Raw genomic sequence first — 14007 nt, forward strand, 5'->3', positions numbered from 1 at the left:
ATGGATTTACAGGAACGGATCGAAAATTATTGGAGCCAATCGGCAGAAAACTTTAGTGAAGGGATCCGGAAAGAATTACAGGGATCGGCGAAGAATGCCTGGCTAGAATTGATCCAGTCTAATGCTGCTCTGGGGGTGTCCTTGAAAGTTCTGGACATCGGCACGGGACCAGGCTTTTTTGCCATCCTGCTTTCTTTATTGGGGCACCGGGTCACCGCCATTGATTGTACGGAAAGCATGCTGGAGGAGGCTAGAAACAATGCGGAAAAAGCCGGGTTTCAGGCTGAGTTTGCCAGAATGGACTGCCACCGGCTTGCTTATGCGGATAAATCCTTTGATTTAATTATCTGCCGCAACCTGGTCTGGACCTTGCGGGATCCGGAAGAGGCCTACCGGGAATGGTACCGGGTGTTGAAGTCTTTCGGCAAACTCTTGATTTTTGATGCCAACTGGTACCTGCGCCTGTTCGATGCAGAGATCAGGAGAGAATACGAGGAGGACAGAAAACGGGCCCGGGACATGGGCATTGAAGATCCTCATGATAAAGCCGACCTGGACGAAAGCGACCCCATCGCCCGGCAGCTGTTCCTCAGTGATAAGCGGCGCTCCCAATGGGATGTGCCGGCTTTGATTAACTGCGGGTTTAAAAAAATATTTGTGGATGTGGACATCAGCGACCAGGTCTGGACCCCGGAAAAAAAGATCTTATACCGGTCTACGCCCATGTTTATGGTAGGAGCGGAAAAAGCATGAAGATGAGATTGAGATTGTTCCTTGAAAAAGAAGGGCTATTATAGCCGGTTCATTGCCGCCCAGCAGCGGGAATCAGGGACATCCTATGATCAAAAGGCAGTGGGCGCAGGTTGATGTCTTCCCGGTACAAGTCTAAATTCAAGAATAAACAATGAGGCCATGAAGGTCTTGGCTTATTCAGGCAGGGCTTTCCTGTTTTAGGTCACGAGTTTTTTGAGCCAATTGTCATCATCAATAAGGAGGAAAAGAAAAATGGCTTTAGTAGAATCTCTCACGATCGGAACAGTATTGGTTTCTCAGGAATTAATGGGGTTGGTGAACTATCACGGACATCTCTGTCCGGAACTGGCGATCGGGTACCGGGTGAGCAGAATTGCCATGAATAGTCTTCATATTACCCGGGAGAACTCTTTGGATTTTATTGCCGGGGCGGCTAATTCGTCCAGCGCCGTGGATGCTATTCAGTATCTGACCGGCTGCACCATCGGCAAACAGAATTTTTTTATTGAAGATGTAGGAAAGCATGTGTATTTTTTTGTCAAAAAGCCTTTAGATGCGCCAAACAATAAAGGATTGTTCATTAAAATGAAGACTCCTGTGTACTATCCCAGATTAACAGACTGCGTAATGGATCAAAATGTGGAGATCAATTCCCTGACCCGGGAACAGATCTTAAAATACCGGGCCGTGATCGATCAGGCGATTGGAAAAATACTGCACCGCGCCGACAACAGCCTTTTTGACATTCATTTTGCAGATTTTGGGAAAGAATTTTTTTACCGTGACACAAGATGGTTTAATTAATCGAAAAGGGAGGGTTAAAACAGGATGCAGTGCCGTATTGAAAACTATTGGCAGGGGGAAGCCGCCCGGTACAGCGAACATATCTGGCGGGAGCTGGATAGCTTTAAAAAGGAAGCCTGGGAGACTTTGATCAAGGAATATCTGCCTCAAGAAAATCCCTTAAAGGTCCTGGATGTGGGTACCGGACCCGGTTTTTTTGCCTTGCTTTTGTCCGGGATGGGGCACCGGGTGACGGCGATTGATTGTTCATCAAATATGTTAAAAGAAGCGAAAATGAATATCCAAAATGCCGGTTTTCATGTGGAATTATTAAAAATGGACTCCCATGCCCTTACCTTCCCCAGCAATACCTTTGATGTGCTGATCTGTCGGAATGTGACCTGGATTTTACAGGATCCCTGGGCCGCCTATCTGGAGTGGCACCGGGTGCTGAAGCCAAAGGGGAGGCTCTTTATTTTTGACGCCAATTGGAACTTGCGCTTCCATGACCCGATCATGCAGAAAAGGTATGAGGAAGACCAGGAGCGGGCCAGGCAGCTGGGTATTAAACGAGTAGGTCATGTGGATCCGGAGGAAGGGGACAAAATCGCCCGGGAACTTTTTTTCAGCAAGCATCTCCGTCCCCAGTGGGATGCGGAAGCGTTGATCAATATCGGTTTTCCCCGGCTTTGGATCGATGCTGATATTTCAGAGAGGATCTGGGATAAGGAAGAGAATATCCTGTACAGATCTACCCCTATGTTTTTGATTTGCGCAGAAAAGTAATCCATCGCGGCCCTTTTCAAGGCGGAGCGCTCAGGTTTTTGCTTGCACTTTATCACCGACTTACGGGAACACAACAAGAAAGTTGAATTTTTGCAATATATTCAACTTGTGTAAGGGATTCTAATAGGGTAGACTAAAAATGTGAAATAAAGCACAAATAAAAAGCGCATACTAAAATAGGATAACAGGCCATGAAGGCTTTTCGCCGTTAGAAAACGGTATTCTTCAGGCCTGTTCTTTTTTCTGCAAAATTAAAATTTGAGGAGGAATCGTTTATGTGTCAACAACTGACCCCGTGGGAAGAATGTATCGCCTTTCACGGCCATGTGTGTCCGGGATTGATCATCGGTTATAAGATGGCCGAAATCGCACTGAGGGAGCTGGGCGTCAGCAGGGCTCAAGATGAAGAACTGGTGGCAATCGTAGAGAACGACGCCTGCGGCATAGACGCCGTACAAGTAATGACCGGGTGCACCATGGGCAAAGGAAATCTGATTTACCGGGATTTGGGGAAACAGGTGTATACGATCGGAAACAGAAAGACGGAAGAAGCGGTACGGATTGCAGTAAAACCGGGTATCATGGAGCCGGATCCTGAATACCGGTGTTTGATGGACAAGCTTGAGCAAGGTGGGGAAACTTCAGAAGAATACGATGCCATTCAGCACAAGCATCAGGAGAAAGTACACTACATTCTGCACCTGCCTGACGATCAGTTTTGTAAAGTGGAGAAAGTCCAGCTTGCTTTTCCTGAGAAAGCGCGCATCTTTGCCAGCATTGTCTGTGCCGAGTGCGGGGAGGGAACCATGGAGCCCCGGGTAAGAGTGAAGAACGGTAAGATGGTGTGTCTGGAATGCGCGGGCGCTGATTATACCAGAGGGTGGTAAGCATCTATGTCATATCTGCACTAAAAAAGGGCTGGCGCCCTTCTTTAGTGCAGGGACATGTCTTTTAACTCGGACAGCATTTGTTCCCCGTCATGGATATGTTGCTGCAAGTGGTTGATCCGGTTCTGGTCACCTGTTTTTTGCAGTTCCTGAAGTTCCAGCCTGTGGGCATCCAGGGACCCTTGGAGATCGGTAAAGAGATTAATGGCCTCATGAAAATTGAGGTTGCCTTGACTTTTGAGCTGGTCAAAGCGGTTTTTAATACTAGAGCAGCTCATTTTTCACCCTCCTTTCCAGTTGTTTCACCTGTTATTATTTATCAGGATACCGGTGAATATACATCCAAGCTGAAAAGACTAACAGGCATAGGCGGGTCCGGACCCCATAAAATGGAGACCTGTACATGTTGATACACATTGACTTTTTAACCCCAATAATTTATAATAATATTTAGACAATTTCTTACTGAAGTAAGATGTGCTTTTTCGATTTGACAGCAACTATCGTATGGCGATCATATAAGTGAATAGGACAACAAATTAACCATGAAGGTTAGCAGCGGGTAGAAATCCGGTTAGCTTTTCATGGTTTTTTATTTGATTTCAGTATAACCGTTTCCTTGGAGGAACGGAGTTTTAGACTTCCTTCTTTCAATACTGGCAAGGGCACGGCATACCTCTTGCCAGCACATGAAAATGCGGTTTACTACCGATAAAAATAAATAAGTAGGAGAAACCTGGATGCGGATAGCAGTGATAGACGGACAGGGAGGCGGAATTGGAAAGAATATTGTGGATAAGCTGAGAAAATTTCTTCCTGAAGAGGTGGAAATTATTGCTTTGGGTACAAATGCTTTAGCCACAAACAACATGTTAAAGGCGGGAGCCAACGACGGGGCGACGGGGGAAAATGCCATTTCTTTCATGGTGGACAAGGTTGATGTCATCATCGGCTCAGTGGCGATATTAGGGGTCAATGCCATGCTGGGGGAACTGACACCCCGGATGGCGGAAGCGGTTGCTAACTCGAAAGCCAAAAAACTGTTATTACCGATCAACCGGATCGGCATAGAAATTGTGGGGGTTGTAAGCGAACCACTGCCTCATCAAATTGATAAGCTGATTTATGCGATAAAAAAAATGTGGAGGGATGAATACCATGTGTGAAGCCAATGCTTACTTGAGACACGATAAAGAAGACGAACTGCTTATGGAAAGTGTGGATAAGGTAATCCCGGAAGAAGGCCAGTTGCTCCTGGAGAATATTTTCGGTGTGAAGAAGATTGTGAAGGGGATCATCAAAGAGTTGTCCCTGGTCGATCATAAAATCATCATTGAAAGAAACTAAACGATTACAACCCCCTTGCAAATAAGAGAGAAGCAGACTTGATGCTGCTTCTTTTTTATTTGTAATCTATTTCTGGAAACTTAATATATTGCGTATAGCAGGATACCTGCTATAATAGAAAACAAAGAAACAAAGAAAATCGGAAGTATACTTCTTGGATTTGGGGGAATATAATATGTTAGAAACCCTTGAAAAGACCTATCGGAGGCCTAATGCAATGAATGAGAGAAAAAGAATAACCGTTTCTCAAAAACGTCAGATCACGATTCCCAAAAAATTTTTTCAGATGCTTGGAATCTCCGATGAAGTAGAATGCTTCATTAAAAATAACTCACTTATTATCAAACCGGTTCATCGAGAGTATTCCGGAGAGTTTGCCGAGGAAATCCTGCAGGATCTGATTTCACAAGGATTATCCGGTCAAGAGCTTTTAGAAAAGTTTAGGGAAATAAATAAAAAGGTCCGTCCAGCTGTCGAGGCACTGATTGCCGAAGCTGATAGGGCTGCTTCTGAACTTATTGGTAACGGAGATGACCAAGTAAAAGATATTTTCAGCTCGGAGGAATAAAATATGTACCGTATTACATTTCTTCCTCCTGCAGAAAAATATTTTAAAAAAATTAAGGACCAAAATCTTAAACGAAAATTTGAGGTTGCCATTAAAGAATTACGAAATGATCCCTTTATTGGTGAAGCTAAGTCAGGAGATCTTGCCGGAATCTATGGTTATGATGTTTATTATGGAAAAACCAATTATGAAATCGCCTATCGTATCGTAGAGGATGAAAATGGTGACATTATGGTTGTAATTATGGCCGGTTCCCGTGAAAATTTTTGGACTACCATAAAAAAATATATCCGTTAGTAAAAATTTTTTAGCACAAGCCAAAAAATGAGGTTTTACACTACATATTTATGACAAAATAGAAAGGCCGCTATCTCGCTTATATCAAGGGATTGCGGTCATCTTTTTGTCGGTCTGGTGTAAAAGTCAGTTTTTTTGCGCCCAAGTTAATTCAATCCTTAGGCCATTTGACGAAAATTTGTCGATCGACAAATTTTATTCAGGGCAGGAAGAAGGAAAGAAAGATCACGGACGGAAAATCGCCCGGTGCAGACAAGAAGAACGGAGTTTTCCTAAATTGCACGAGTTGGCATAAAAATTGAAAGAGAAGGTGTACAGAGAAACTTACGAATAGAATATGAGGTGTTAGGATGTATCAAGAAGAGGTATTGGGCTACAGTATCCTGCGCGAACAGGACCTGGCGGCGATTCATCAAGGGACCCTGGACGTTCTGGCAGAGACCGGATTAAAAGTCTTCTCTGAGAAAGCCCGGGAGATCTATTCCGGTGCAGGATGCATCGTTGATGATCAGAACATGATCGTCAAAATCTCTCCCCACATTGTCAACGATGCCATTGACTCCGCGCCGGGAAGAATTCTCCTAGCCGCCCGGGATCCGAAACACGATATTATTTTGGAAGGCAAAAAAGTGGTTTTTAAGAATTTTGCCACCGGCGTAAAAGTGTTGGATCCCGATACCTTGGACTATCGCCCTTCGACCAAGGCGGATCTGGGCAATATTGCCCGGTTTTGCGATTCCCTGGAGGAAGTAGATTTTTTTACCCTGGCGGTTTCCGCCCAGGATGTGCACCCAAAGGTGCGGGATCTTCATGAAGGGGAAGTAGTGCTGAACAATACGGCTAAGCATTTTAGCCATGATACCCAAAGTATCAAAAGCACCAAACGCTTTTTGGAAATGGCGGCCACTATTGCGGGCGGCATGGATCAACTACGGGAACGGCCCATCGTTTCCCTGGGCACTTGTCCCGTCAGCCCCCTGGTCCTGAATGCGGAATGTACGGATTTGATCATAGAGGCGGCCCAAGCAGGGATCCCCATGAATGTTTTGTCCATGGGTCTGGCGGGGGGAACCACCCCGGTGACCATGGCCGGCACATTGGTGGTGACGAATGCGGAAGTTTTAGGCGGAATCATTCTCGCCCAACTGGTAAACAAGGGTACGCCCATGATGTATGGTACCTCCAATACGATCATGGACCTGATCTATACTACCTCTCCCGTGGGGGCCCCGGAACACGCCATGTTCAGTGCGGCAGTAGGACAACTGGGACATTATTACAATATACCGACGGATGTGGGCGGAACCTAGTGTGACAGTAAAATATCGGACATTCAGGCCGGCCATGAGAAAACCCTCACTGCCCTGCTGCCGGCTTTGACCGGAAGCAATATTCTCTATGGCATGGGGCTGCTGGAAAGCGGCATCGCCTTCTGTTATGCCCAAATGCTGGTGGACCGGGAATTCGTGCGCATGGTCAAAAAAGTAATGCAGGGAATTGCCGTACATAAAGATACGCTCGCCCTTGAGGTAATTAAAGCGGTAGGTGCCGGCGGAAATTACCTCATGGAAGAGCATACTCTGAAATATATGCGCCAGGAGCAGTCCCGGGCCAAACTCATTGATCGCCGGACGAGAAAAGGCTGGGAAGAAACCGGGGGACAGGATATGATTACGCGAGCCCGGAGTGAGGCGCGGCAGATCCTGGCCGGCTATCGTCCCATGCCCTTGGACCCGAAGGTGGCAGCGCGACTGCGCCAAATTGTCCAGGAAGCTGAAGATGAACTCAAATAACAAAGTTTACCGTGCAACAGGAGGAAAGAGAGGGAAAAATATGATCAAGTCCATTCAGGGGAGAACCCCCTGGGAGTTTATGACTCGGAAGGATGTGGAGCGGATCCATGAAACCAGCTTGGACATCTTAAGCAAAACCGGCATCGTCATGCCCCTGGAAAACCGGAGATTGGCCCAGCTTCAGGAGTATGGGGTCAAAGTTGACCGGGACAAAAACCGTTTGTATTTTCCGGCCCAAGTCGTGGAAAGCGCGTTAAAAAAAGCTCCGACCAGTTATGTGCTTTGTGCCCGGAACCCGGATTACGATTTGCCTTTGGACGGTGCCCACGGGTATCTCAGTACGGATGGGAGTGCCACCCAGATTGTTGATCTCACCAGCGGGGCAATCCGCAAGTCCACCAAAAACGATTTGAGGGAGATTACCCGCATTGCAGACCATCTGCCGGAGATTTCCTTTCTTTGGCCCAGTGTCAGCGCCCAGGACTGTCTGCCCAAAGTGCAGCCCCTTCATGAATTAGAGGCGGTATTGGCAAATACGGAAAAACATGTGCAGGCCATGACCGCGGTAGAGCCTCTTCATGCCCGGGGTACGGTGGATATCGCCGTTCTTTTGGCCGGAGGGAAGGAGTCGTTAAAGCAAAGGCCCATCATTTCCAATTTTCAGTGCAGCCTCAGTCCCCTTTCCTATGACGGCAAGGCCTTGGAAGCGGCCTTAATTTTTGCCGAGGCGGGGGTGCCTGTCGGCTTTGTGACGATGCAAATCGGCTGTTCCACGGCCCCCGCCACCTTGGCAGGCAATTTAGCCCTGGGGAATGCGGAAATCCTCGCCGGAATTACCCTGGTGGAGCTGTGCTATCCAGGAACCCCTACCTTTTACGGATGCTGTGCCACGATGATGGAACTGAAACGGGGAGGCGTTACCTGCGGCGGACCGGAGGATCTTTTGCTCCAGTCCCTAGCCGCCCAAATGGCCCGGTATTACCGGATCCCCGCCAGTATCGGCACCTTTTGCACAAGCTCCAAGTCCAATGACTGGCAGGCAGGGATGGAAAACGGCTTCTCCAGTATGGTGAGCGTATTCTCCCAAGCCGATCTGATGTCGGGAGCCGGTCTGATCTGTGCCGCGAAAGTCTTTTCCATCGAGCAAATGATCTTGGATTGTGCGACTTACGATATTCTCTGGCATGTGGCCAAGGGCATTGAGGTGAATGAAGAAACCCTTGCCTATCCGGTGATCCAGAAAGTAGGGCCCCGAAACCATTTTATGACGGAAGAGCATACCCTGCATCATCTGGACCAGGTGTGGATGTCCGCCATGATCAACAGGGATTCTTATTTTGACTGGGAACAAAGCGGGAAGCCGTCGCCCCAAAATCTGGCCCGGAAAAAGGCCCGGGAAATCCTCTCAGGCCCCGGGCCGGATCCGGGAAAATACGCGGACGAGATCCAGAAAATCATTGCCAGTTACGAAAACACAAAGGAATGATTGAAGGGCAGGACGATCAGAATACCCAGAGGTAAAACCCATAGAGGAGGGAAAGAATATGGTTTTCACAAGACTTGGTGACGGCACGATGATCGAAGCTGAGATCAGCGAAATCAGGGCAGACTTGGAAGCCGGCACCCAGGATGCGGCGGCACGGGCAGAAATTGCCCCTCTGTCGGCGGATGACCTGGCAAGATTATGCGATATTGTGTGCCGGCCCGGAAAGGTCGTGGGTGTGGAAAAAGGCAATGAAATCATTATGACGGGGGACTCGCCGTCCATTGGCTCTGTGCCCCGGGGCTTTCCCGTCAATAGAATCCAGATGCTCCAGACCTATGAAAGGGTCTGCGGCATGGATACGGCAGAAGCAGGGTTTATTGACTACAGCTATAAGGCCATCAAAACCGTGGCATCTGAAGAAAGATCCTGGGTAGAGCAGGCCTCCCATATCTTGACGATTCCCTTGTTTTACGGGGCGATGCCGGATTTAGGCCGGTACAGCCGGCCCGACGGCCCGGTGCCCAACTGGGCGGAACTGCTTCCCCAGGGCAAAATTGCCCAGGCCCGGGCTGCCCAGGAAGAGGCCATTGAACTGTGTGTGGAGGACTTAGTCTATGTGGCCAGCGAAATGTATGAAGGAGGCGCCCAGGGAATTGATTTTGATACCAGCGGGGCGGCGGGGGACGCCGATTTTTATGCGGCCTTGAAAGCCACCGAAATCTTGAAAAAAAAGTATCCCGAGATGTGTATTGAAATGGGCATGGCCGGAGAATTTGTCCTGGGCATGCATAGTGAGCTGCGCTATGACGGCGTGCGTCTGGCCGGACTGTATCCCCATGATCAGGTGAAGCTGGCCCAAAAAGCGGGCGTGACCATCTTTGGCCCGGTGGTCAATAATGTGTGCAACAAGTCTTTTTCCTATAATCTGGCCCGGGCGGTAACCTTCTGCAAAGCATGCGCGGATGCTTCCGGCATCCCGGTCCATCCCAATGTAGGACTGGGCGTAGGCGGCGTCACTACGGTGGAGGTACTTCCTGTAGATGTGGTGAGCCGGGTATCCGTGGCGATGGCGGAGGTGGCAAAGGCCGACGGGTTGTAGGTAGGTTCCGGTGATTTCTGCGGTATGGTTGCTACACATACCTTAGCATCGGGCATGGGCGGACTGCGCACTGCCGGAGATCTGGTGGCGCGCATGCAAATGACCCGGGGCATGCGTATTGGCGAAGCGAAAAAATATGTTGCCGATCAGCTCCATGTTTCGGTAAAGGAGTTAAGCGATGAAATCATCATGAATGAAGTAAGAGACGATTTAAATATCGGCAGGGTGGTCTCCCCCCATGGCAAGGCCCGGGGGATCCAAGCCCAGATGAATATCGGCAAGATTTTAGGAATCGAAATTAATTCTGTGAAAAGGTTTTTAGAAAAAATCGACTAGTACGGGAATAAAAAGAAGCAGGGAAGAGGAGGAAGGGGCATGGAGATCTTTGAGTTAGCGGGGAAATCTATTGTGGACATGGATGGGGCAAAAGCGGCAGAAATTGCGGGGAAAGGATTGGCAGAGGGCATCCCGCCTTATGACTTGATGACAAAAGGGTTTATCCCGGGAATTGTAAAGGTGGGGGAGCTTTTTGAAAGAGGAAAAATCTTTTTGCCGGAATTGGTGCGCAGTTCGGAGGCCATGGAAAAGGTATCCGGACTGATGAATGCGTCTCTTTCCGCAGGAAATGCCGTTAAAGTAGGCACGGCCGTGATCGGTACGGTCAAAGGAGACGTTCACGACATCGGCAAATCCATCGTGGTATCCCTGTTTCAGGCCAACGGTTTAGCCGTTTGCGACTTGGGCCGGGACGTCCCCACCCATAAATTTATTGAAAAGGCCTTGGAAATAAATGCGGATATCATTGGCACCAGCGCCCTGCTCACTACGACGATGCAGGGCCAGAAGGAATTGGAGGATCTGCTCCGCAAAGAAGGGCTCAGAGAAAAATTCATTACCGTCGTGGGCGGAGCGCCCATTACGGAACGGTGGGCCAGAAGGATCGGCGCCGACGCTTACGCGGAAAATGCCATTGACGGCGTCAATAAGGTGCTGAGCCTTTTGGAGCAGAGGAAAAGCAAATGATTTAACAAAATATCTCAAGGGAAACCGGGAGCGCAGGCTCCCCCTTTTATATTTAGATATAACAAAAAGATCCGGCTGACGGCCGGAACATGCAAGCCCCAAAGGTGATCTGTTTCAAGAAATTTACGATCCCGCTGAAAAGGTGACTGTACCAAATTTTGAAAAAGAGGTATATTTATATCATCTAGATGGTCTGGGGGGGTATTATGAATCTTGATGACTCTTTAAAAAATGAATACTCTGTTTTTAAAGAAATTCTTGACAAAGTAGATGTGGGGATTATGATTATCGATTCTAAAGGCATCATCATCTATTACAATGAAGTCGCCGGCAAAATAGACGGGTTAAAGGCGGCGGATGTGATTGGAAAGCACGTATCGGAGGTTTATCCTCAAATCCAGGAAAGCACATTGTTACAGGTGCAGAAAACGAAGAAGCCGATTATCGATCAACCTCAGACCTATAAAACCTGGCATGGGAAAACCGTAAACATTCTTTGCTCCACCTTTCCCCTCACCTATCAGAAAAGAATCGTCGGTGCTGTGGATATTTCCCGTGATATTACTCAAATCAAGGAATTGTCCGAGCAAAACGTGGCGTTGAAGGAAGAATTGCTCAAGACGCATAAAATTGGAAGAAAAAAGACAAGCTCCGGCGCCCCCTATACCTTCGACGACATTATCACCAATGACCCTGTGCTGAATCACATGAAAAAGATTGGGCGCCGCATCTCCGGATCCGATTCCCCCGTTTTGATCTATGGGGAAACCGGCACGGGAAAAGAATTGTTTGCCCAATCCATCCATAATCACGGGTATAAAAAGGGCCCTTTCATCGCCCAAAACTGCGCGGCCCTGCCAGGGTCGCTGCTGGAGAGCATCTTGTTCGGCACGGTAAAAGGCAGTTTTACCGGCTCTGAGGACCGCCAGGGGTTAATCGAACTGGCCGATGAAGGCACTCTTTTTCTTGATGAAATCAACTCCATTCCCTTAGACCTTCAGGCCAAGCTGCTGCGCTTTTTGCAGGAAGGGACCTTTCGACGTGTGGGAGATTTAAGATTACGCAGCGTAAATGTGCGCGTCATCGCCTGTACCAACATGGAGCCGGAAGAGGCGGTAAAACAGAAACAGCTGAGAAGTGATTTGTTTTATCGCCTCAATGCCATTTACCTGGAGCTTCCTCCCCTGCGGGAGAGAAAATCGGATGTCCCGCTTCTGGTAGATTATTTTGTTTCTATCTTTAATCAGAAACTGGGACTTCATATCACCGGTGTGGCGGCCAACGTTTTGCAGATCCTGGAGAACTATTTCTGGCCCGGCAACGTGCGGGAGTTGGAACACTGCATTGAACACGCCATGAATGTGGGCCTGGGCCAAGAGATTACCCTTTCAGATCTTCCCTCTAATATCCTGAAAAGCAGTGCGGCAAATCCTATTTCTCTTTTGGATATGCTTCCGGATGCCCAGAAAAATCAGACTTTAAACCAATGTTTAGATGAAGTAGAGAAAAAATTAATTTTACGAACGCTGAAAAACTGTCAGGGAAACATTAGCAGGGCTTCGGAGATCCTGGGCGTGCCCCGTCAAACCTTGCATTACAGGTTAAAGGTATTAGGAATTCCCACCCATCGGGCCTTTCAGGACCAGGGTTAAAGCTTTTTTCTGGAACAGAAGGAAGCTGCCAGCAAGGAATAGGCAAGAGCCCCGGGAACAACCTGGGCTACTTCCAAATATTCTTTGGCGGTATGGGCACTGGTGAAATCTCCCGGTCCCAGGATGATGGTAGGGATCTGCCCATAGGTGCTGAGCAGGCCTCCATCGGTCCAAGCCGGAAAGGGCACCAATTCCGACTTTTTTCCTGTGGCGGATCTCAGGGCCTGCTGGGCGATGTGTACCAAGGGGTGGTGGGGATCGATTTCCAATGGTTCACACACAAAGGGGTATTTCAGGCCGGGGAGAGCAGACATGGACCGTAAATAGCCTGTAAAGTTTTCATCTTCCTGGTGCAGGCAGGTGAGAATCCGCTGATACTCGTTTACCACGTCCGGATATTTCTCACCGGGCACCCAGCGCCGGTCAATTTGCAGGAAACACTCGTGGGCCACGGTACTGGGCTGGGTTCCCCCTTTAATGACGCCCAGGTTCATGGAGGAACATCCGATCACCGGATGGGTCCTCTTTTCAATTTGAGGAATTAAGTCCCGGTTCAAGCGGTTGATAAAAGTGACAGCATGGGAAATGGCATTGATGCCCTTTTCCTGGGCGCCACCGTGCACGGCCTTTCCCGGAAAATAGAATTCCAGCCACTCCAGGCCTCTGTGCCCCACGCCGATATGCAGGTTGGTGGGCTCTCCCACTACCGCTCCGTCAGGAGACAAGCCATTGTACAAGAGATCCATGGTGCCCTGGCAATCTGTTTCTTCGCCCACGACACCGGCAAAGATGAGATCACCGCTTAAGGCCAGGGAGCATTCTTTAATTAATGCCATGGCATAGATCATGCAGGCAAGAGGTCCTTTCATATCAACGACTCCCCGTCCCACTACCTTTCCATTTTCCCTCTTCAGTTCAAAAGGATCCGGCATATCATAGGGGGGAACCGTATCTAAATGCCCGGTTAAAAGCAGGGAATAGCCCTGGCCCTTTCCCGGGATGCGGGCGATCACGTTATGCCGGCCGTCTATCACATGGCTCAAATCGGACTCGATTCCTTTTTCCTTAAAAAATTGATGGATATAGCGGGCAGCCTGGGTTTCCTGTTCATGAACACCCGGATGGCTGGGAATGCTAACCAGATCCCCAATTATTTTGATGATTTCCTCTGCGCAAATATTTTCCCGGAAACCTTTTGCCATCTCCTCTAATGGAATCGTTGTCCCGAGCGTATTTTTTTCTTTCATTTCTTTGCCTCCCATCAGGCTGTTTTTTCGGCTTAAGAAATTATTATAGCAATTTTTATACCACAATTGCTATTTCTTATGAACTCCTGGATTCAAAAGAACAGTAAATAAACAAAGGCACACTTTTTGTCGCGGGCTTACTTTTTCGCCCAGGCAAAAGACAAAAAATTGTCTTTTGCCAATTAATAATCAGAAAAAATGAAGCAAAAGACATCTCCTTATCGCCACAAATGATGTTAAATGTAACCGATGTGTAAAGAAAAGGCGATTCAAATTTGCTGGCACA

The 14007-nt window shown here is 48.2% G+C and carries 13 protein-coding genes and 2 pseudogenes; 13 read left to right on the plus strand and 2 right to left on the minus strand.

The genetic code is table 11. From position 1 onward, the window contains the following. The 4 genes from DCMF_RS25290 (at position 1) to DCMF_RS25305 (ending at position 3209) form a co-directional block, all read left to right on the plus strand. Positions 1-753 carry a class I SAM-dependent methyltransferase gene (locus DCMF_RS25290; RefSeq protein ID WP_148137002.1) on the plus strand — a complete coding sequence of 251 codons (753 nt, stop codon included), beginning with the start codon at positions 1-3 and terminating at the stop codon, positions 751-753. A gap of 252 nt (positions 754-1005) precedes the next feature. Then, entirely contained in the window at positions 1006-1557 is a 552-nt protein-coding gene (locus DCMF_RS25295) for a formylmethanofuran dehydrogenase subunit E family protein (protein ID WP_148137003.1), read from the plus strand. Positions 1558-1581: 24 nt separating this feature from the next. Then, positions 1582-2322 carry a class I SAM-dependent methyltransferase gene (locus DCMF_RS25300; RefSeq protein ID WP_148137004.1) on the plus strand — a complete coding sequence of 247 codons (741 nt, stop codon included), beginning with the start codon at positions 1582-1584 and terminating at the stop codon, positions 2320-2322. A gap of 275 nt (positions 2323-2597) precedes the next feature. Next, entirely contained in the window at positions 2598-3209 is a 612-nt protein-coding gene (locus tag DCMF_RS25305; RefSeq protein WP_148137005.1) for an FmdE family protein, read from the plus strand. Between the two features lie 44 nt (positions 3210-3253). Here DCMF_RS25305 and DCMF_RS25310 read toward each other — a convergent pair whose 3' ends face one another. After that, on the minus strand, positions 3254-3487 hold the full coding sequence (locus tag DCMF_RS25310; protein WP_148137006.1) for a hypothetical protein: 234 nt from the start codon (positions 3485-3487) through the stop codon (positions 3254-3256). A 462-nt stretch (positions 3488-3949) separates the two neighbouring features. On the opposite strand from DCMF_RS25310, the gene DCMF_RS25315 reads away from it, so the two are divergent. From DCMF_RS25315 to DCMF_RS25365, 9 genes and pseudogenes are all read left to right on the plus strand, one after another. Then, complete coding sequence (locus DCMF_RS25315; protein ID WP_148137007.1) at positions 3950-4375, plus strand: DUF3842 family protein; 426 nt, start codon at positions 3950-3952, stop codon at positions 4373-4375. Beyond that, the gene (locus DCMF_RS25320) at positions 4368-4556 is read left to right on the plus strand and encodes a CooT family nickel-binding protein (RefSeq protein WP_148137008.1); all 189 of its coding nucleotides are present in this window, start codon (positions 4368-4370) and stop codon (positions 4554-4556) included. Before DCMF_RS25315 ends, DCMF_RS25320 begins: the two co-directional genes overlap by 8 nt. 217 nt (positions 4557-4773) lie before the next feature. Further along, positions 4774-5124: an AbrB/MazE/SpoVT family DNA-binding domain-containing protein gene (locus DCMF_RS25325; protein WP_214658900.1), complete on the plus strand. Its 351-nt coding sequence runs from the start codon at positions 4774-4776 to the stop codon at positions 5122-5124. Between the two features lie 3 nt (positions 5125-5127). After that, a complete protein-coding gene (locus DCMF_RS25330; RefSeq protein WP_148137010.1) occupies positions 5128-5421 on the plus strand; it encodes a type II toxin-antitoxin system RelE/ParE family toxin in 294 nt (97 codons plus the stop codon). Positions 5422-5771: 350 nt separating this feature from the next. Further along, positions 5772-7214 (plus strand): annotated as a pseudogene (gene mttB / locus DCMF_RS25335) ([trimethylamine--corrinoid protein] Co-methyltransferase). Positions 7215-7254: 40 nt separating this feature from the next. After that, on the plus strand, positions 7255-8700 hold the full coding sequence (locus DCMF_RS25345; RefSeq protein WP_214658901.1) for a trimethylamine methyltransferase family protein: 1446 nt from the start codon (positions 7255-7257) through the stop codon (positions 8698-8700). A gap of 58 nt (positions 8701-8758) precedes the next feature. Next, positions 8759-10135 (plus strand): annotated as a pseudogene (gene mtbB / locus DCMF_RS25350) ([dimethylamine--corrinoid protein] Co-methyltransferase). 39 nt (positions 10136-10174) lie between these two features. Further along, positions 10175-10822, plus strand: coding sequence for a cobalamin B12-binding domain-containing protein (locus tag DCMF_RS25360; RefSeq protein WP_148137016.1), 648 nt, complete (start codon positions 10175-10177; stop codon positions 10820-10822). A 206-nt stretch (positions 10823-11028) separates the two neighbouring features. Further along, positions 11029-12474 (plus strand): sigma-54 interaction domain-containing protein, encoded by a 1446-nt coding sequence (locus tag DCMF_RS25365; protein WP_148137017.1) that lies wholly within the window; start codon positions 11029-11031, stop codon positions 12472-12474. Here DCMF_RS25365 and DCMF_RS25370 read toward each other — a convergent pair. Beyond that, positions 12471-13721 (minus strand): M20 family metallopeptidase, encoded by a 1251-nt coding sequence (locus DCMF_RS25370; protein WP_214658902.1) that lies wholly within the window; start codon positions 13719-13721, stop codon positions 12471-12473. The two genes, DCMF_RS25365 and DCMF_RS25370, sit on opposite strands and share 4 nt — an antisense overlap. Positions 13722-14007 lie beyond the last annotated feature (286 nt).

The sequence above is a fragment of the Candidatus Formimonas warabiya genome (assembly GCF_002777255.1).
Classification (GTDB): Bacteria; Bacillota; Dehalobacteriia; order Dehalobacteriales; family Dehalobacteriaceae; genus Formimonas; species Formimonas warabiya.

Bases quoted from the DNA above. Each gene is read 5' to 3' on its own strand.
- DCMF_RS25290 (WP_148137002.1), top strand. From the start codon at position 1: ATGGATTTACAGGAACGGATCGAAAATTATTGGAGCCAATCGGCAGAA.
- DCMF_RS25295 (WP_148137003.1), top strand. From the start codon at position 1,006: ATGGCTTTAGTAGAATCTCTCACGATCGGAACAGTATTGGTTTCTCAG.
- DCMF_RS25300 (WP_148137004.1), top strand. From the start codon at position 1,582: ATGCAGTGCCGTATTGAAAACTATTGGCAGGGGGAAGCCGCCCGGTAC.
- DCMF_RS25305 (WP_148137005.1), top strand. From the start codon at position 2,598: ATGTGTCAACAACTGACCCCGTGGGAAGAATGTATCGCCTTTCACGGC.
- DCMF_RS25310 (WP_148137006.1), bottom strand. From the start codon at position 3,487: ATGAGCTGCTCTAGTATTAAAAACCGCTTTGACCAGCTCAAAAGTCAA.
- DCMF_RS25315 (WP_148137007.1), top strand. From the start codon at position 3,950: ATGCGGATAGCAGTGATAGACGGACAGGGAGGCGGAATTGGAAAGAAT.
- DCMF_RS25320 (WP_148137008.1), top strand. From the start codon at position 4,368: ATGTGTGAAGCCAATGCTTACTTGAGACACGATAAAGAAGACGAACTG.
- DCMF_RS25325 (WP_214658900.1), top strand. From the start codon at position 4,774: ATGAATGAGAGAAAAAGAATAACCGTTTCTCAAAAACGTCAGATCACG.
- DCMF_RS25330 (WP_148137010.1), top strand. From the start codon at position 5,128: ATGTACCGTATTACATTTCTTCCTCCTGCAGAAAAATATTTTAAAAAA.
- DCMF_RS25345 (WP_214658901.1), top strand. From the start codon at position 7,255: ATGATCAAGTCCATTCAGGGGAGAACCCCCTGGGAGTTTATGACTCGG.
- DCMF_RS25360 (WP_148137016.1), top strand. From the start codon at position 10,175: ATGGAGATCTTTGAGTTAGCGGGGAAATCTATTGTGGACATGGATGGG.
- DCMF_RS25365 (WP_148137017.1), top strand. From the start codon at position 11,029: ATGAATCTTGATGACTCTTTAAAAAATGAATACTCTGTTTTTAAAGAA.
- DCMF_RS25370 (WP_214658902.1), bottom strand. From the start codon at position 13,721: ATGAAAGAAAAAAATACGCTCGGGACAACGATTCCATTAGAGGAGATG.